Origin of the sequence: Candidatus Pelagadaptatus aseana, from assembly GCF_040362265.1 — a bacterium.
In the GTDB taxonomy this organism is placed as follows: domain Bacteria; phylum Pseudomonadota; class Gammaproteobacteria; order Pseudomonadales; family Cellvibrionaceae; genus Pelagadaptatus; species Pelagadaptatus aseana.
The window spans coordinates 79,597-98,051 of sequence record NZ_BAABNJ010000010.1 but is presented as its reverse complement, the minus strand read 5'-3'; the positions used below and the strand labels follow the sequence as shown (position 1 = coordinate 98,051).

Annotated in this window: 15 protein-coding genes; 9 read left to right on the top strand and 6 right to left on the bottom strand. The window is 51.2% G+C overall.

Annotated elements, in window-relative coordinates; genetic code table 11:
* Positions 1-321: 321 nt before the first annotated feature.
* The 6 genes from ACPXV9_RS14605 (at position 322) to ACPXV9_RS14580 (ending at position 9,530) form a co-directional block, all read left to right on the top strand.
* Positions 322-2,001 (top strand): acyl-CoA carboxylase subunit beta, encoded by a 1,680-nt coding sequence (locus tag ACPXV9_RS14605; protein ID WP_423898547.1) that lies wholly within the window; start codon positions 322-324, stop codon positions 1,999-2,001.
* Between the two features lie 70 nt (positions 2,002-2,071).
* Positions 2,072-4,915, top strand: a complete 2,844-nt coding sequence (locus ACPXV9_RS14600) for a biotin/lipoyl-containing protein (protein ID WP_423898544.1) — start codon at positions 2,072-2,074, stop codon at positions 4,913-4,915.
* 86 nt (positions 4,916-5,001) lie between these two features.
* Positions 5,002-5,412 (top strand): methylmalonyl-CoA epimerase, encoded by a 411-nt coding sequence (gene mce, locus ACPXV9_RS14595; RefSeq protein ID WP_423898541.1) that lies wholly within the window; start codon positions 5,002-5,004, stop codon positions 5,410-5,412.
* A gap of 204 nt (positions 5,413-5,616) precedes the next feature.
* Entirely contained in the window at positions 5,617-7,758 is a 2,142-nt protein-coding gene (gene scpA, locus ACPXV9_RS14590; protein WP_423898538.1) for a methylmalonyl-CoA mutase, read from the top strand.
* A 70-nt stretch (positions 7,759-7,828) separates the two neighbouring features.
* The gene (meaB, locus tag ACPXV9_RS14585) at positions 7,829-8,788 is read left to right on the top strand and encodes a methylmalonyl Co-A mutase-associated GTPase MeaB (RefSeq protein WP_423898537.1); all 960 of its coding nucleotides are present in this window, start codon (positions 7,829-7,831) and stop codon (positions 8,786-8,788) included.
* Between the two features lie 190 nt (positions 8,789-8,978).
* Entirely contained in the window at positions 8,979-9,530 is a 552-nt protein-coding gene (locus ACPXV9_RS14580) for a DUF2062 domain-containing protein (protein WP_423898534.1), read from the top strand.
* Between the two features lie 20 nt (positions 9,531-9,550).
* On the opposite strand, the gene ACPXV9_RS14575 is transcribed toward ACPXV9_RS14580, so the two are convergent.
* On the bottom strand, positions 9,551-9,883 hold the full coding sequence (locus tag ACPXV9_RS14575; RefSeq protein WP_423898533.1) for a hypothetical protein: 333 nt from the start codon (positions 9,881-9,883) through the stop codon (positions 9,551-9,553).
* A 24-nt stretch (positions 9,884-9,907) separates the two neighbouring features.
* Positions 9,908-10,477: a PilZ domain-containing protein gene (locus ACPXV9_RS14570; RefSeq protein WP_423898530.1), complete on the bottom strand. Its 570-nt coding sequence runs from the start codon at positions 10,475-10,477 to the stop codon at positions 9,908-9,910.
* A 165-nt stretch (positions 10,478-10,642) separates the two neighbouring features.
* Here ACPXV9_RS14570 and ACPXV9_RS14565 point away from each other — a divergent pair, with 165 nt between their 5' ends.
* From ACPXV9_RS14565 to ACPXV9_RS14555, 3 genes are read left to right on the top strand one after another with little or no spacing between them, the layout of a single operon-like run.
* Complete coding sequence (locus ACPXV9_RS14565; RefSeq protein WP_423898527.1) at positions 10,643-11,881, top strand: lipoprotein-releasing ABC transporter permease subunit; 1,239 nt, start codon at positions 10,643-10,645, stop codon at positions 11,879-11,881.
* Positions 11,874-12,584: a lipoprotein-releasing ABC transporter ATP-binding protein LolD gene (lolD, locus tag ACPXV9_RS14560; protein WP_423898524.1), complete on the top strand. Its 711-nt coding sequence runs from the start codon at positions 11,874-11,876 to the stop codon at positions 12,582-12,584. The genes ACPXV9_RS14565 and lolD overlap by 8 nt, the downstream gene beginning before the upstream one ends.
* Positions 12,581-13,816, top strand: a complete 1,236-nt coding sequence (locus ACPXV9_RS14555) for a lipoprotein-releasing ABC transporter permease subunit (protein ID WP_423898522.1) — start codon at positions 12,581-12,583, stop codon at positions 13,814-13,816. The genes lolD and ACPXV9_RS14555 overlap by 4 nt, the downstream gene beginning before the upstream one ends.
* A 17-nt stretch (positions 13,817-13,833) precedes the next feature.
* Here the strand turns inward: ACPXV9_RS14555 and ACPXV9_RS14550 are convergent, their stop codons facing one another.
* From ACPXV9_RS14550 to yfcC, 4 genes are all read right to left on the bottom strand, one after another.
* Complete coding sequence (locus ACPXV9_RS14550) at positions 13,834-14,328, bottom strand: Lrp/AsnC family transcriptional regulator (RefSeq protein ID WP_423898520.1); 495 nt, start codon at positions 14,326-14,328, stop codon at positions 13,834-13,836.
* A gap of 14 nt (positions 14,329-14,342) precedes the next feature.
* The gene (locus tag ACPXV9_RS14545; protein WP_423898518.1) at positions 14,343-15,554 is read right to left on the bottom strand and encodes a cyanophycinase; all 1,212 of its coding nucleotides are present in this window, start codon (positions 15,552-15,554) and stop codon (positions 14,343-14,345) included.
* A 110-nt stretch (positions 15,555-15,664) separates the two neighbouring features.
* Positions 15,665-16,855 (bottom strand): beta-aspartyl-peptidase, encoded by a 1,191-nt coding sequence (gene iadA, locus ACPXV9_RS14540; RefSeq protein ID WP_423898516.1) that lies wholly within the window; start codon positions 16,853-16,855, stop codon positions 15,665-15,667.
* A gap of 29 nt (positions 16,856-16,884) precedes the next feature.
* Positions 16,885-18,390, bottom strand: coding sequence for a putative basic amino acid antiporter YfcC (gene yfcC / locus ACPXV9_RS14535; protein WP_423898514.1), 1,506 nt, complete (start codon positions 18,388-18,390; stop codon positions 16,885-16,887).
* Between the last annotated feature and the right edge of the window lie 65 nt (positions 18,391-18,455).

Sequence of the window (18,455 nt, the reverse complement as noted above, 5' to 3'; positions counted from 1 at the left end):
TCGCAGAAGAAACTATCCTTGATTGACCTTTTCGCGGATTTTTTTGCCAACTCGACTGTATCAAATAGACAATGCATGAGCGGATTTGTGATATACAAATAATATTTTTTGTGAACTTTTGACACAAAATAAATACACAAAAACCATACTTATCAATAACTTAAAAACAATAGCTCAAGTTTTATATTATACTTATGTCGTGTTCACAACATAGACATTCACTTATAAGATGGCGCCACTTTCGAAGACCTGACCGACCAGACACTTTTTATAATCGGCCAGATCCTTTACATCAACTCAACAGTTGGAACACTCAGAAGCATGACAAATTCAAACAAACCCAAAGCCTCCTTGGTCAACCCGTTTGATGACGCCAAAGAGATGGAATTCAGCATTCCCGGCCAGGCCTCCTATCAGCCCGGCCTGTATGAAGAAAACCTCAAGCACGGTTATGAATTGACGCAAAAACCTTTTAACGCCGCAGGGGTTAAAAACATCGAGCGTCAGCACGCCAAAAAGCGTATGACCATCTGGGAGCGTCTGAGCGTTCTGACCGACGAAGATCCACAGGTTTTGTACCAAAACTGGGGTAAAAACCTCGACGGTGCCTCACTGGTAACCGCCATTGTTAAAATCAACGGCCGCGATGTTGCGGTATACGGTCATGACTTCACCGTTCGCGCTGGCTCCATGGACGCCACCAACGGCGGCAAATTGGCCCGCCTGTTTGAATTGGCCGGTAAGCGCAAGATTCCGCTGGTAGGCATGAACGATTCGGCCGGTGCCTATGTACCTGCCGGTGTCGGTGGTCTGGACGGCTACGCTGAAGCCTTTACCGCCCTACGCAAGATTTCAGGTGTGGTGCCATCGATTATGTGCATGTTCGGCTTTAACGCCGGTGGTGGTTCCTACCTGCCTCGCCAGGGCTCCTTCCTGATTCAGCCTAACGACACCTTCTTTGGCCTGACCGGCCCTGGCGTTGTGAAATCCGTACTGGGTGAAGACGTTACCGCCGATGAACTGGGTGGCCCGGGCGTACACAGTGCTACCGGTGTAACCGATTTTGTTGTGCCTGACGAAGTGGCTGCTCTGCGCAAAGTTAAAGAGCTGCTCAACTACCTGCCGAGCAACAACGCAGAACTGGCCCCACACCAGCCCTCTTCCGATCCCGCCGATCGCAAGACCTGGGACATCGACATTCTGTTGAAGAAAGCCTTTAACTCACCAAGCGGCTTCAACACCCCGCTGGATATCAGCATCATGATCCAGCAACTGTGTGACCACGGTGACTTCCTGGAAATTCAGCCAGACCGCGCCCGCAACACCATCTGTGCCCTGGGCCGTATGAACGGTAACGTGATCGGCTTTGTGGCCAACAACTCCGCGGTGGATTCCGGTCAGATCGATATCGATGCCGCCTATAAGAACGCCCGTTTTATCCGCTTCTGTAACCTGTACAACATCCCCATCATTTTTATGGAAGATACCACCGGTTTCCGCCCGGGTACCGATCAGGAACACGGCGGTATCGTTCAGGCCGGTCGTGCCATGCTCGATGCCATTATCGACTTGCGTACTCCGCGCTTCCTGTTGATTGTGCGTAACGCCTTTGGCGGCGCCTACGCCTCCTACAATAACTACCCTACCGGTGCCGACTTTGTCTGTGCCCTGCCGTCCACCCGCGCAGCCGTTATGGGCCCGGCCGGTGTTGAATTCGTGTACAAAAAAGAGCTGAAAGAAATTCGCGGCACCGTTAAGGCACGCCTTAAAGCCGGTGACCCCGAAGCTGAAGTTATGGCTTGGCAAGCCGAGCAGGAAGCTGCCCTGAAACTGCGTTACGAAAAAGAACTGATGAATCCCGATGAAGCCTTGAGCCTGGGCTCCATCTCTCAAATTGTTATGCCTTCCGATTTGCGTGAAGTGCTGTGCAAACAAATGGACTTCCACCTGAGTCACTACACACCAGAGCCATTCAATGGTCCTCAGCGTGAGTTCCATTAATCAGCACAGACCACAACACATTAATTGACCTGAAGATTCTGAAGCTTCAGGAACAACGGAAAGAATTGAAATGAATAGTACTAAAGACAACTACCTGAATAACCCCCTGATCCATCAGGACCGCCGCCTGGGCAATGCCAACAGCAACTGGGTTAAGAGCTTTGACTGCACCCATATGCGCCCGCTGATCATCTGCCGTGGCCCAATCCGCAAGGAAGCCATGGACGTTTTCGATGAAATGGGCATCAACGGTTACGGCATCCTCCTGTCTGAAAAAGACAGCATCACCTATCAAAACGCCCTGTCGCCCGAACTGCGCAAGCTGACCGACCCGTCTCGCGTACACCGTGTACCCGACTACACCGGTGCCGACAAGGCCGAGCGTGCCGTACGCATTCAGCAGATCATTAACATTGCCAAGAGCAATGGCTATAACTCCATTTATGCCGGCTATGGCTTTATGTCAGAAGATGCCGAGATGGTTGAGGCCATGGAAAAAGCCGGCCTGAACTTTATCGGCCCCTGTTCTTTCACCCAGAAGGCGGCGGGCATGAAAGATCAGGCCAAACGCACCGCTCTGGAAACCGGCGTATCCGTTACCCCGGGCGTGAACAACGCCACCAGCCTGGCCCTGTTTGCCCGCTACGGCAAAGACGGTCTGGAAAAATGTGCCGCCGACAACAGCCTGAGCGTTGATTTTGGCGCCTGCAAAGACGACGAAGAAAAAGCTCTGGCCCTGCTGGCAGCCTCCTATGAAGCCGGCATCGACATTATCGACGCTGCCGACATCGGTGCCGCTCTGCAGGTAGAAGCCAAGCGCATGCTGGCGGAGAAACCCAACAACCGCTTCCGCCTGAAAGCCATCGCCGGTGGTGGTGGTAAAGGTCAACGTATTCTGCAGTCCGCCAACTCCTACGAGGGCGCAACTCTGGAAGAAAAAGTCGAGAAAGCCGCTGAAAACGTACCTTCACTGGTACTGGAGTGTCTGATCGAGCTGAAAACCAATGGTGTGGGCGACAACAAAAACGTTCTGATCGAAATGAACATCGACACCACCCGTCACCAGGAAATTCAGGTTGTGGGTAACGGTGAATGGTGCATGACCATGGGCGGTCGTGACTGCTCCCTGCAAATGCACGAACAAAAACTGCTGGAAGTCTCCGTCACCAAAGAAGAACTGGAAGAAGCCATCGCAGTGGCTGAAAAAGCCGGCAAGCCTGCTGAAGTGGACCAGCTGAAGAAGGATCTGGATATCCTGCTGAAGATGGAGCACGAAGGTGCCGTCTTCGGTGAAGCGGTAAAACTGGATTCTCTAGGTACCTTCGAGTGTATCGTTGACGGTGAAGCCCACTACTTCATGGAAATGAACACCCGTATTCAGGTAGAACACCGTGTCACCGAGCTGTGCTACGGCCTGACTTTCACCAACCCGGAAAACGCCAACGACAGTTTCAGTGTGGAATCTCTGGTTGAAACCATGGTTTTGATCGCCGCTCACGGCAAGCGTCTGCCCAAGCCTTCCCGCTTCCTGCGCAGCAAGGCTTCTGTTGAAGCCCGGATGAACGCCACCAATCAGGCGCTGCAACCGCACGCTGGTGGCGTGATTGAAAACTGGTCCGACCCGATCGACGGTGAAATCCGTGACGATCAGGGCATCAGCATGCACAACCCGGATACTGATGTATTCATGAAGTACCATCTGGCCGGGGCCTACGATTCCAATATCGCCCTGCTGCTCAGTATTGGTGACGACCGCACCAAAACATACGAGCACATGGCAGAAGTGCTGCGTGTGACCGATCTGCGTGGTAGTGATTTGGCCACCAATCTGGAGTTCCACTACGGTCTGGTTAACTGGTTCCTGGGCAATAATATCAATGCCCGTCCAACCACCCGCTTTATCGTGCCTTACCTGACCGCTGTAGGTCTGCTGAAACAGGAAGCCAACAATCTGGATCTGAACTATGCCTACCAGCAAGTCAGCCAGAAAGCGCTGGGCGCGGTAGATGACAAAGATGCCAAATCAGCCCTGCAAGCAGTGCTCGAACGCAAGCACATCCTGCTGACCCGACCACTGCAGATGCTGCTGGATGAACCACACATGCTGGCCGGCTGGCTGTCTCTGTATCAGGACAAGTTCAGCATTGAAAATGGCAAGGTAAACTGGAAAGCCAATCCGATCCGCATCCTGGCCGACACCTATCATTTCCTGAACATGGACTACTGCGACAGCAAACCAGCAGCCGAAATGATCTGGGATCACGACAATGAGATCATGACCCAGGCCATCGCCTTCTATGACGCACTGAAAGCCAAGCTGGGCATTGAGACCTATGCCGAAGTTGAAGCCGCTCTGGCCGGTGCAGCGCCTGCGGGCATTGATTCTGAGCAATGGATTCAGGCTCAGGCTGCCCATGCCGGTTATCAGGCTGGTAGCGAAATCATCGGAGTACTGCCCTTTATCGCGGAAGCCACCCAGTTCTTCGACTTGAAAGTAAATGAAGATCTCAGCATCCACATTCCGGACAGTCTGACCGATGAAGATCTGCAAACCGCCATGGCCAAGGTTCTGGTACCACCTCCGGTGGCCAAGTCCGATGAGATTCTGGCGCCAACCGGTGGCATGTTCTACTCCTGTGAGGCTCCGGGCATGCCGCCCTTTGTAGAAGAAGGCACCCACTTCGAAGCCGGCCAGCCTTTGTTCATCATCGAAGTTATGAAGATGTTCAACAAGATCAATGCGCCCTTCTCCGGCACCATTGACAAGATTCTGATCGAAGGTGACGGCACCATCATCAAGCAGGGTCAGCCACTCTACAAGATCACCCCGGACGAGAAGATCATTGTGGAAACACCGGAAGAAATAGCAGCGCGTCGTCAGGCGGCCACTGATAAGCTTCTGACAGCCATTTAATCTGATGTTGCGGCTCTGCTGGTATCAGTAAGAGCCGCTATTTTTATTAGAGATACTTTTTAGAGATACATTCTTTGGAGAAAAACATGATCGTAGCACTGGATCATATCGCCATCGCCGTCCCCGATCTGGAAAAGGCCATCAAACGTTTTATGGACGACTTCGGTCTGAACTACAAAGGCAGCGAAGACGTTGAGAGCGCCAAGACTAGCACCGCGTTCTTCCCGCTTCCCGAAACCAGTATCGAACTGGTTCACCCGCTCAACGGTGAAGGCCCGATTGCCGGCTACCTGGAGAAAAAAGGCGGCGGTTTGCACCACCTGTGTTTTCGCAGTGACGACATTGAAGCCGACGTGGCTCGCCTGCGAGAAAAAGGCTACCAGTTTCTGTCCGATGCGCCGTCCATGGGAGCCCACAACAGCAAGGTGATTTTTATTCACCCGAAAAGCTGTGATGGTGTATTGATTGAGCTGAATCAGCCGATGGGTGATCACTGATACATCACCCAACTGGATCCTTCGCTGGGCTCAGGATGATCAATTGTGTCATTCTGAGCCCATCGAAGAATCTTCTTAAAAGCGAAGACCAAACCGCAATAAAGTCCATCATTTCAGCAAGACTCTTTATCCAATAAGACTTGCCAATATGATTAGATGATGGATTAACACCAAATTTTAGAACGATTGACGGAGAGACCCTCAATGTCAGACCAAAAACCAACCATCGCTGACTGGGAAGCCCTGGCCACCAAACAGCTGAAAGGTAAAAACCCGAGCGAACTGACCTGGAACACGCCGGAAGGTATCGATATCAAGCCGCTGTACACCAAGGCCGATACCGAAAATCTGGAGTTCGCCGACACCCTGCCGGGCATGGCTCCTTACGTTCGCGGCCCGCAAGCCACCATGTACGCCGGTCGACCCTGGACCATTCGTCAGTACGCTGGCTTCTCTACCGCCGAAGAATCCAATGCCTTCTACCGTAAAAACCTGGCCGCAGGTGCTCAGGGTGTTTCCGTCGCCTTCGATCTGGCGACCCACCGTGGTTACGACTCCGATCACCCTCGTGTGACTGGTGACGTTGGTAAAGCCGGTGTAGCCATCGACTCTGTTGAAGATATGAAAATCCTGTTCGACGGCATCCCGCTGGACAAGGTTTCCGTATCCATGACCATGAACGGCGCCGTACTGCCGATTCTGGCCAACTACATCGTTGCCGCTGAAGAGCAAGGCGTATCCCAGGACAAGCTGGCCGGTACCATTCAGAACGATATTCTGAAAGAGTTTATGGTGCGCAACACCTACATCTACCCGCCCACGCCATCCATGAAGATCATTGGCGATATTATCGGTTACACCTCCGAGAATATGCCGAAGTTCAACTCCATCTCCATCTCCGGTTACCACATTCAGGAAGCCGGTGCCGATGCCGCACTGGAACTGGCTTACACCCTGTCGGACGGCCGCGAATACGTACGTACCGCTCTGGATGCCGGTTTGGACGTTGATGCCTTTGCACCACGTCTGTCCTTCTTCTGGGGTATTTCCATGAACTTCTACATGGAAATCGCCAAGCTGCGCGCTGGCCGCCTGTTGTGGTCCCGCATTATGGACGAGTTCAAGCCAACGAACCCGAAATCCTCGATGCTGCGTACCCACTCCCAGACCTCTGGCTGGTCTCTGACCGAACAGGATCCGTACAACAATGTGATCCGTACCACCATTGAGGCCATGGCGTCCGTATTCGGTGGCACCCAATCGCTGCACACCAACGCACTGGACGAAGCCGTTGCCCTGCCGACTGAATTCTCTGCCCGTATTGCCCGTAATACCCAGATCATCATTCAGGAAGAAACCGGCATCACCAAAGTGGTTGATCCCTGGGGTGGTTCCTACATGATGGAATCTCTGACTCAGGACATCGCTGACAAAGCCTGGGAATTGATTGAAGAGATCGAAGAAAACGGCGGCATGGCCAAGGCCATCGAAGCCGGCCTGCCGAAGCTGCGTATTGAAGAATCCGCCGCTAAAAAGCAAGCGCGCATTGACCGAGGCGAAGACGTCATTGTTGGTGTGAACAAGTACACCCTGGAAAAAGAAGACGATCTGGAAATCCTCGAAGTTGATAACCTGGCCGTGCGCGAATCCCAGATCAAGCGTCTTGACGAGATCAAAGGTTCTCGCGACAGCGCCGCGGTTGAAGCCGCTCTGAAAGCTCTGACCGATGCCGCCGAAACCGGCAACGGCAACCTGCTTGATCTGTCTGTTAAAGCCGCTCGTCTACGCGCCACCGTTGGTGAGATCTCCGACGCTCTGGAAGCCATCTACGGCCGTTTTAACGCTCAGGCTCGCACCATTTCCGGTGTTTACGGCGCCCCCTATCAGGACGACGCCGACTGGCAAGCCATTCAATCCGACATCAACGACTTCGAAGCCAAGCACGGCCGACGCCCGCGCATGCTGGTGTGCAAGATGGGTCAGGATGGTCACGACCGTGGCGCCAAGGTGATTGCTACCGCCTTTGCCGATGTCGGTTTCGATATCGATCTGTCGCCCATGTTCTCCACGCCGGAAGAAGTGGCGCGCCAAGCCATTGAGAACGACGTGCACGTGGTAGGCGTCTCCTCTCAGGCCGCCGGCCACAAGACTCTGGTTCCAGCCCTGATTGACGAGTTGAAGAAACAAGGTGCCGATGACATTCTGGTGGTTGCCGGCGGCGTGATTCCAAAACAGGATTACGATCACCTGTATGAGGCCGGTGTGGTGGGCATCTTTGGTCCCGGCACCAAGATTCCGGTATCAGCCCGTAAAGTGGTGGATGAGATCAATAAAGCCAACAGTTAATATTGACCTGTCCAAATAAGAGCCCCGCCGGGGCTCTTATTACATTTACACTCATAAAATATTCAGACACATGCCATCCATTGACTTAGATAGACTAAAACAAGGCAATCGCCGCGCTCTGGCCAAAGCCATCACGCTGGTGGAAAGCAAGCTGGACTCACACCGTATGGAAGCCCAGCAGGTACTGGAGAGTATTCTGCCCCACACCGGTAACAGCATCCGTATCGGTATAACCGGTATTCCCGGGGTTGGGAAATCCACGTTTATTGAATCCTTCGGTTTGCACCTGATCGAACAGGGTAAAAAAGTAGCGGTACTGGCAGTGGACCCCAGTTCCCCCATTCGCGGCGGCAGTATTCTGGGCGATAAAACCCGTATGGAGGAATTGTCCCGGCAGGAAAACGCCTTTATCCGTCCCTCTCCCTCGGAAGGCACCATGGGCGGTGTCGCCCAGAAGACTCGCGAAACCATGCTGTTGTGCGAAGCCGCCGGCTACGATGTCATCATTGTCGAAACCGTGGGTGTTGGTCAGTCCGAATACGAAGTGGCGGCCATGGTTGACTTCTTTTTGGTGTTGATGATTCCCAACGCCGGTGACGAACTGCAGGGCATCAAACGGGGCATTATGGAACTGGCCGATTCACTGGTCATCAATAAGGCCGATGGTGAAAGCATCAATCTGGCCCAGCGCACCCGCCAGCACTATCAGAACGCTTTCCACCTGATCAAGGGCGGTGGCTTCTGGAATCCGCGAGTACTGACCTGCTCGGCTATGGAAAAAAGTGGTATCGACGATGTCTGGAATATGATTTCCGAATACCGGGAACTGGCCATTAAAAATCAGGCCTTTGATGAAAAGCGCTCCCAACAGAACAGTCAATGGCTACAAAAGCTGATTCATGAACTGCTGGAAATGCGGCTGCATCAGAATCCGGACGTTCAACAGAAGATGCCCAGCCTGTTTGATCAGGTGATTCGCAACAAGGTGACCCCCTACAGCGCAGCCAGGCAGATAGTTGATCTGTTATAGGCCCCAAACTGGTCAATTTTCAGGGGAACTGATCACCATTAAATCAGTCTTAACTCGTCGCTCCGGGCGTACTCAGTCGGGGTAGATTCACCCCTTTCGGAAATAACCCTTAGCGTTACCTTTGGACTATAGTTTTGAGTTCACAGAGAAGGCATAATAGCGCGCGTTTTGTAACGGCTGGCAGGCGTCAATGGCAAAAAAACTATTCAAGAACTGGTTTCCAGATCCGGCGGACATAAAAAGTCGCCCTGGACTGCAGTTTCTGGGCAGCCTGCTACACGACCCCAACCTGTTCCATATGAACCGGCACTCGGTATCGGTGGCTTTTGCCATAGGCTTGTTTGTGGCCTTTCTGCCCATACTCGGACAAATGCCCACCGCCGCCTTAATAGCCTTTTGCCTCAGGGCCAACCTGCCCATCGCGGTAGCCCTGGTCTGGATCAGCAACCCGGTAACCATCCCGCCCATCTTCTACGCAACCTATGAATTCGGCAGCTGGGTACTCGATACGCCACCCAGTGAATTTTCCATCGAGTTATCCTGGGAATGGTTCACTGGCACCTTTCTCGGCCTTTGGAAACCGCTGTTGGTTGGCTCCTTGATCTGCGCCTGTGTATTTTCTTTGATGGGGTATTTCAGCATCCAGTTATTCTGGCGCTGGCATGTCGTACGCAATTGGGAAAAGCGCAAACAGAAAAGACTGCGTCAGGCCCTTGAGCAGGATTCCGACCCTCAGGCCTGACCATATTCGTAAGATCCGGATTACTGCCCGGTAGAATCTGTTATATCCCCCTGCAACTCAGTTTTGGGCGTGTGCTTAATCACACTGTGCATCACCGTATCGTGCTCAAAATAGACGGTAAATTGCTCATACAACCAGCGACTGATCGGCGGCTCACCAACCGCATCAAAACGCTGCAATGGTTCACCATAATCGGCCAGTACAGAATCCATGCTCATGCCCAGCACCGGCTTGCTGATCGTTTGATCCGTTGTCTGCTGACCAACCGGGATCTTGATCACCTCTGCGTGTAACGGCATCGCCACGCCGCCCATGGCGGTCACGCCCAATAACGTCAATAACCTCAACTTCATAGTACGTCCTTAACTCCATCCAACTCAGTTTTGAATCTTTCGCTTGCGTTCACGCATTTGCGCTTTGAGAATGTTCTTGCTCAACGCCTGTTGCTGTATTTCAGTCAATTTGAGAAATTTGACAGCAACCTGATATTCATCCGGGCTTTTCTCGTCACAGCGGATCACCCTCGCATAGCAAATCACCACGGAAAAGCTCCCCATGAACATCATCCGTATTGCCAGATAACTGCCTTTATATAAGGGTTTGGTGGTTTTAAAGGCCAGCCCGCCTTCGCTTAAATTGACATGGGTGGGTTTGACATCACCACTTTGATTCTGGGTTGACAGCAGGTTTGCCAGCAAATCAATTTTCTTGCTTTGAATGGTGAGGTAATCGGCCAGCTGGCGATTGCTTTCACCCAGCCCTGCCAGCAACCCCGAGGCCTCATGATTCAACCGCTCCATTTCATCGAACACATGCACTGACTGACCATCTTCCTGAAAATGATCTTCGGCTTTGTTGTGCTCTACCGTATGGACATCTACCGGTTTGTAGCTCAGGGTCAGTTCGTTATTTATTCTAAAAAAGCTTCGCCTTTCAGCATCAGACATCGTCTCTTTCACTCCCACTGTTACTGTTTAAAGAATAACAGCACAAAGCCGGACTGTCGCCCGCACCATGACCCGTACTTTCACCAGAAAATCCGGACATAAAGCCAGAGGCTTTTATTTCTTGTGATGCAGCAAGCCATTGGGTTTAATGTGCCCATGAATCTTATGCTTCCCATAATAATAGGCCTGCGCTACATCCGCTCCAAGCGACGCAATCGCTTTATCTCTTTTGTCAGCAGTTTCTCTTTTCTTGGCATGCTCTTGGGGAGTCTCGCTCTGGTGACCGTTTTATCGGTTATGAACGGCTTTGACAGAGAGATAAAAGAACGGCTACTGCAAGTCATTCCTCATGGCACCGTGACATTCGATTCACCTGATATTTCATGGTCCGACCTGCAGGCAGAACTGCAACATCAGCCCGGCGTGATTCATGCCGCCCCCTTTATCGGCGCCAATGCCATGGTCAGTTATGAAAGAGGGTTATATGGCGTTCAGATGAGAGGGCTGGCAACCGCTGACCTGAAGCAGTTGACCAACATTGAAGATCGGATGATTGCCGGCCAATTGGACAGACTTAAGCAGCAGCCATATGGCGTTATCATAGGCCGCCTGCTGGCGCGCTATCTGGGCATTAATATTGGCGACAAGCTTACCGTCACCCTGCCCCAACTGACCATAACGCCGCTCGGCGCCTTTCCCCGAGTCAAACGATTTACTGTGGTTGGCGTATTTGAAGTCGGAGCCAAAATTGATCAAAACCTGATCATCACCAATTTGGCAGATGCCCAAAAGTTGATGCGCCTGAGTCAGAGAGTCTCAGGTCTGGAATTATTAACCGAGGATATTTATCAAGCTCCTGCGGTGATTCAACGAATCGCAGCAAGCTACCCAGCTGATGCCGGGATTGTTTTTCAGGACTGGAGCCAATCTCAGGGCAGTCTGTTCTCTGCTGTAAAAATGGAGAAGACCGTGGTGAGCGTTTTACTTCTGGTGGTGATTGCCATTGCGGCATTCAATATTATTTCCAGCTTGGTTCTGATGGTAGCGGACAAGCGTTCCGATATTGCGGTCTTGAGAACCCTGGGATTAACCCGCGCCCAGGTGATGGGTGTCTTTGTTGTTCAGGGCGGTGCCCTGGGCATTTTCGGTGTGCTGTTCGGTACCGCACTGGGATCACTGATAGCGAGCCATATCGACAGCATTGTACAAGCCATTGAAACCCTGTTTGGCTTTCAAATATTCGACCCGAACGTGTATTTCATCAGCCGCTTGCCATCCGAATTGAAAATTGACGACCTGATTCTGGTGGTCAGCTGTGGCTGTCTGTTGAGCCTGCTGGCCACCTTGTACCCAGCTTATCAGGCTGCCAAAATTGAACCCGCTGAAGCGCTCCGCTATGAATAAGCGCCAAACCTATCAGGAACAATCCGTGTCTCAAGCCGTATTACAGTGTCGCAACATCGTCAAACATTACCGTCAGGGACCAAACACCGTCGAGGTGTTAAAAGGTATCGATTTTGAACTGCACCCGGGTGAGCGGCTGGCTATTGTTGGGGCCTCTGGTTCAGGCAAGAGCACCCTGCTCAATATGTTAGGCGGTCTTGATCAGCCGTCCGCGGGTGACGTTCTCCTTAATGGCCAGGCCTTCTCCACTGGGAGTGATAACGAGCGAGCCAAATTGCGCAATCAAAGCCTGGGGTTTGTGTATCAATTCCACCATCTGCTGGGAGAATTCAGCGCCCAGGAAAACATTGCCATCCCCAAAATGATTGCCGGCCATTCGAAAAAACAAGCTCTGCTTGAAGCCAGTCACTTTTTGCAACAGGTTGGCTTGGAACATCGCCAACAACACAAACCGTCTGAACTATCAGGTGGTGAACGCCAGCGTGTTGCCATTGCCAGAGCGCTGGCCAACAATCCCGCCTGTGTGTTGATGGATGAACCAACCGGCAATTTGGACAGGGACACCGCCAACACCATTCAGGAACTGTTACTGACTCTCAGCCGTGATGCCAACATCGCTTTTATTGTCGTGACCCACGATGAGCAAATTGCCAACGCCATGGATCGGGTACTGACACTGGAAAATGGTTTACTGAAATCATGAAGGCCTTCACCCGCTTTATCGGGCTCCGGTATACGGGCTCTAAAAGCAGCAGCCAACTGGTATCGTTTATTTCTGCTATATCCATTGCCGGACTCGGTCTGGGTGTAGGACTGCTGCTGACAGTTTTGTCGGTTATGAATGGCTTTGAGCGCGAGCTGGAACAAAAAATCCTGGGGGTTTTACCTCATGGCGCCCTCTATCATCGCTACGGCATCGAAGACTGGCACTCTCTGCAAACCGATATCAATCGGCACCCGAATCTGATCGCCAGCGCCCCTTTTGTCGAGCTGCAAGGGATGCTGAGCAAAGGTAAAAAAGTCGTACCCACAGCCATATTTGGCATTGATGTGCAGCAGGAAAGCCAGGTTTCTGATCTTTCCCAATACATTTCATCCACCCAGCAAAAACAGTTTGCTGAAAACCCGGAAAGCATTTTGCTGGGTCGGGGAATCGCCAATTCATTGAGCCTTGAAGTGGGTGACAGGATCCAACTGATCATACCATCCCAATCCGATCATCGTGCCGCGCCAAAATTCAAAGCGGTGACACTGGCTGGTCTGATACAGAGCAATACCGAGCTGGATCATTCTCTTGCGCTATTGCATCTTGAAGCGGCATCGGCTCTCTCCGCTTTTCCGGGCAGAGTCAGCGGACTGCGGGTAAAATCCATGGATTTATTCAGCGCCCCAGAGACGCTCTATCAACTATCCAGAGAGCTGCCCTACGGCTACTATTTTTCAGACTGGACAAGAACCCACGGCAATCTGTATCACGCCATTCAAATGTCCAAAAACCTGGTGGGTTTACTGCTGTTTTTGATTGTAGCCATTGCCGCGTTCAATGTGGTGTCCACGCTGGTTATGGTGGTTGTCGATAAGCGCGCAGATATTGCCATCCTGAAAACGCTGGGCGCCAGCCGCAGTGACATCCTGGCGGTGTTTATGGTCCAGGGCAGCATGATTGGCGTGATCGGAACGGTAATCGGTTTGGTATTGGGTTTTTTGGGTTCGCTGTCGGCCCAGTCGCTCGTGCAGTTTCTTGAAAGCGCATTGGGAATTACCTTTCTCGATTCAGCAATTTACCCCATTAATTACATTCCATCAGAAATTTGGCTGAGTGATTTTATTACCGTTGGTATCGCGTCACTGTTACTGGGTCTTACCGCAACCATCTACCCCGCTTGGTTGGCGTCACGTACCGAACCCAGCGAGGCTCTACGATTTGAAATCTGATCCTTTAACGCTTCCCGCTATCGATAAGCGTTAAAGTCCATTAAATCGTCCAGCGGATATCGCGAAAACCGTTTGCTCTGTTTCATGATCACGTGAGTGCTGATAGTGTCAATTTCCGGACACTCCTGAATCAGTGAATTGGTCAACGTCATATACCGGGTCATATGCGCGCAGGCAAACCGGACGATAAAGTCACAACTGCCACTGACGGTGTAAGCCTCTAAGGCTTCGGGCATGGACTCAACCCTTTTTTCCAGAAACCGAAAAGCATCTGGCGAATGGTTACCCAGTGCAATGGTGGCAATGCATTGCACGGGTGCACAAAGGCGATCGATATTGATCACTCCATGAAAGCTGGTGAGCCATTCGTCGTCAATCAACTTTTGCAAACGCTGGTGGCACGCACTGGGCGACAAATTCACTTTTTCCGCCAACTCCTTGTTGGTGATACGCCCCTGATCCTGCAGAGTCTGCAGTATTTTCAAATCAATCCGATCAAGCGAACTGGACATAATAACCTCAACAATCAGTCAGACGCTTTTCTTGGTGTAATGGTGACTTCAATTGGTTCGATATCCAGCATGACGTTTTCGACGGTGTAACCATCTACCGAACCACTGGCCACGCGCCAGTAACCTTTGCTCTTTCTGGTTTGCGTAAAGCGATAAATAAAACCTTCACCACTGTCGAGAAAGTTGTAGCGTTTGACTTCACTGGCACCACGGTTATCCAATAACTCATAGCCCAACAGACGATTAACCCGGTTATTGCCCAACGCCATACCAGCCCCTTGCAAGGCCTGATGATCAAAGTATTCCTTGCCACGAGTCGGAGCGCCGATTGGATCCACCACCATGCCAGTGGAAAGGTCCATCACATCGCCGCTAATCAGAGAAGACAACAGAACATCTTTGGCACTGAACGGGAAAGGCGTAAACTCGGCTTTTTGAGAATTTAGAACGGTTACGGAGCCCACACCCACAGCTTTCAGCGTGTGCGCTGCAAGGTCAATCAACATACCCGTGTCTTCATCAACCGCATACCCCTGATTAACACCAGTGGCAGCCATTGCCCGAACCAGACGCCCAAGACGGGCTTTGCGGTCGAAGTGTTGATCTACCAAACCATAGGGAAAGAAACCCAAACCATGATGTATATATAACTGGCCAATTTCCTGAGTCTCGGTACCATAATACTGACCGGTTGATTTCTTTGTGACCGCATTGAAACTGTCACCTGCAGCAATCATCGGATTACTCATCATTGCAGCACCGGCGCTGGTCCCGCCTATCACAACACCTTGCTGCAGTGCAGATCTCAAATGCTGCAGAAATACCGTCGGCTTATCCGGCTGTGGCAATAACGCATCCAGAATCCGCATCTGATCACCACCGGTAAACCAGTAACCGCCAACCTGTGATTCTAAGGCCATAACCAATTCGGCTTTATTGGCATTCGCCACCCACTGACTTTCATCAATATCATCGGTGCTGCGATCGTCCTTAACAGCCAATGGAACGATATGAATCTTATCTGCATCGAAACCATAGCTAATCAGATCATTTTTAAAAGCCGCGGCACTTTTACTGGGGCTGCCAGAGGCCAAAGGCACAACAGCAATATGCTTACCCTGCGGGATAGCATCAATAAAAGCCTTGTAAATTTCCTGATTTTCACTGCGCAAAGCCCCACCCACAATCAGGAGTTTGCCATTATTTTCCGCTTGAGCATTGCTCATTAAGCCCACCATGAGAACCCATGATGTGAGAAGCCAAACAAGCAATGTGCGATTGATTTGTATCTTCATAATCGAATCCTGCCTAATTAAAACTCTGGCGTTTAAATTATTTACGTTGCAGCAGAAGCAAAAGGCGTCTGCGCAACCATCTCATCATTCTGTAACAGCCAATGACCACGACTCATTACCGAGCTGATTGCCAGAGACTCTGAATCGAGCAAATTCAGATCGGCATCAGAGCCTTGTTTGAGCTGCCCCTTGCGGTGTAGACCTGTTACTCGAGCCGGGTTACTGGTGATGGCTGACAAAGCCAGAGAGAACTCCACACCCTCGGATTTCACTGCACGGAGCATTTCATTGTGCAATGAGTCAATGGCTCCAACATCCAGGCTTTCCAAAATGCCATCTTCATCAAAATTAGGCAGGGACCCCTGAGCATCAGACGACATGGTTAATCGATCTGATGGCACCCCTGCCTGAAGAGCCTTAGCCAAAGCCTGACTTGCCCTTATTTCTCCGCTCTTGAGAATGGAATCATTGGTAGAGGTGGTGAAGTCGATGGTTCCACCCTGCTTCGCAAATTCAATACCCGCTTCAAATAATGTTCTGTTGCGATTGATATGGGTTGGATAAAACTGGGAGAGCGCGACAGCAAATTGATCAGCAGCCTGATGCAGCGATTCCAGACAGGTCTCTTCGTCGCCCAGATGAATCATGACAATACCGGTTTTACCGGCAATCATGCCGGCCACTTTGGCATCGGATGCAATCCGAGCTAATTCATGGGGCGTGGGTTGCGAGCTGCGCTTATCTGATATGGCAATTTCACCTACACCTATAACCGGTTCAATAAAAATCATATCGCTCTTGATCGAGCCGGTAATGGTTTTAACAGGGACTTCATAGGAACCTGTGTACATAAAACAGTTAAGACCACTTTGACTGAGGGACATGGCTTTACCATAAACGTCAGCCAATCCACGAGTGGTCGCATCTGTGCCTAAGGCTCCAATCAAAGAGGTAACACCGGCGCGAACAATATTGTCGAATTCTATTTCGGGTGTTCTCGTCTGGAAACCACCCTCGCCGCCGCCACCGGTTATATGAACAAGAGTATCGACATAACCCGGCACCATAATTTTCCCAGAGGCATCAACCACTTCGACACACTCCTGCGCACCGATGGTTTCCAGAGAAATATTCGAATCAATTTTAAGGATTCGACTTCCTGAAATTAATACATCTGTCTTACCCAGATTTCTTGGTGCAAACACCTGGGCATTTTTTATTAGTCTGATCATTTAAGAATCCAATAGCAGATGATTCCGACTCAACTGAAATCAGTGAGCACGGCAACCATCATCGTGATTACAGCCAGCGCGAACAGCAGTAAGGCGGGCTTGTAAATAAAACGTATCCATTGACCCCAGGACACCCTGGCGGCGCCCAGGCAACCCATCAAAGCGGCAGATGTCGGAACCAGAATATTGGTGAGTCCATCACCCAGTTGAAAAGCCAATACGGCTACCTGACGGCTGACTCCAACCAGATCCGATAATGGTGCCATGATCGGCATGGTCAAAGCGGCTTGACCCGATCCGGATGTGACAAAAAAATTAAATACGCTCTGAAACAAAAACATGCAGGCGGCTGCCACCATTTCCGGCAACCCCGATAACAAATTACCCGCATGATGCAATACCGTATTCAGAACACTGACTTGCTCGGGGCCATCGCCCCCCAGAAGCAGTACGATACCTTTGGCGAATGCCACAACCAATGCCGCAGGCAAGAGTTGCATGGCCCCCTGTCTGAAGGCTTCCACCGAGTCATTAGCGGTCATGCCATCGAGTCTGAATACAACCCCTACAACGGCCGCCAGCACACCCATGGTAAAGAATTGAGTAGCGATTTCCGGTAGATAATACCCTTGGCTGGTGACACCCCAAATCATCCAGACAATGCCACCGGACAACACCAAAAAGATCAGTACATCCCCCAGAGATAAGGCATCGCAACTGTCGTCATCGATTTGTGACTGCTGATCGCGAAACCATTGATCACTTTCATATGCCAACGACAATTTGGGATTGTCTCGCACCCAGATCGCATACCAGAGCGTCAGGCCAATACCAAATAATGTAAAGAAGGCCCAAACCGCGATACGAAAGTCGGCTCCGGAAAGTAACGGTACTCCGGCGATTCCCTGAGCAATACTGAGTGAAAATGGATTCATCCAGGAACAGGCAAATCCGATCTGCGTAGCCACATAGGTCACCAACAACACTACGATGGAATCAAAACCCATAGCCACAAAGATGGGCGCCACGATCAGCACAAAAGGAATAACCTCCTCCCCCATACCAAACACAGCGCCACCCAATGAAAAAGCAAGAAACAGAATCGGTACCGCCAACAACTCCAGCGATCGACTTCTGGCAATAAGACGCATTAAGCCGCGGTGAATCGCACCGGTTGCCATAATGATGCCAAAAGCACCCCCGGTAATCAGAATAAACGCAAAGACACCAATGGAGGCACCCCATTTGCTGCCAGAAACCATACCTTCAAAAGGCAGATTCAGAAGGCCCATATTGCCACCGGAGGCAAATACCGCTGCGCCTTGTGGGCCATCAGCAAACGCCCGATAACTGTCAGGATCAAGAACCGCCTTTACTTCGCCATCGGGTTGAACCTGCTCAATGGTCGAGAAAGAACCGGGCGTCACCAGATAAGTTAACGCAAAAGCCAGCAATGCTACGGCTATCAATATCAGATAGGTATCGGGCATTCGATCTGTAGCGGTCAATTTAGCGTCAGTTGCTTGGTTTACCATTTACTCACCTTTAGAAAACTTGTGTAACCAGCCGAAGCTGGTCACACATTACCGTTGCTTCCCTA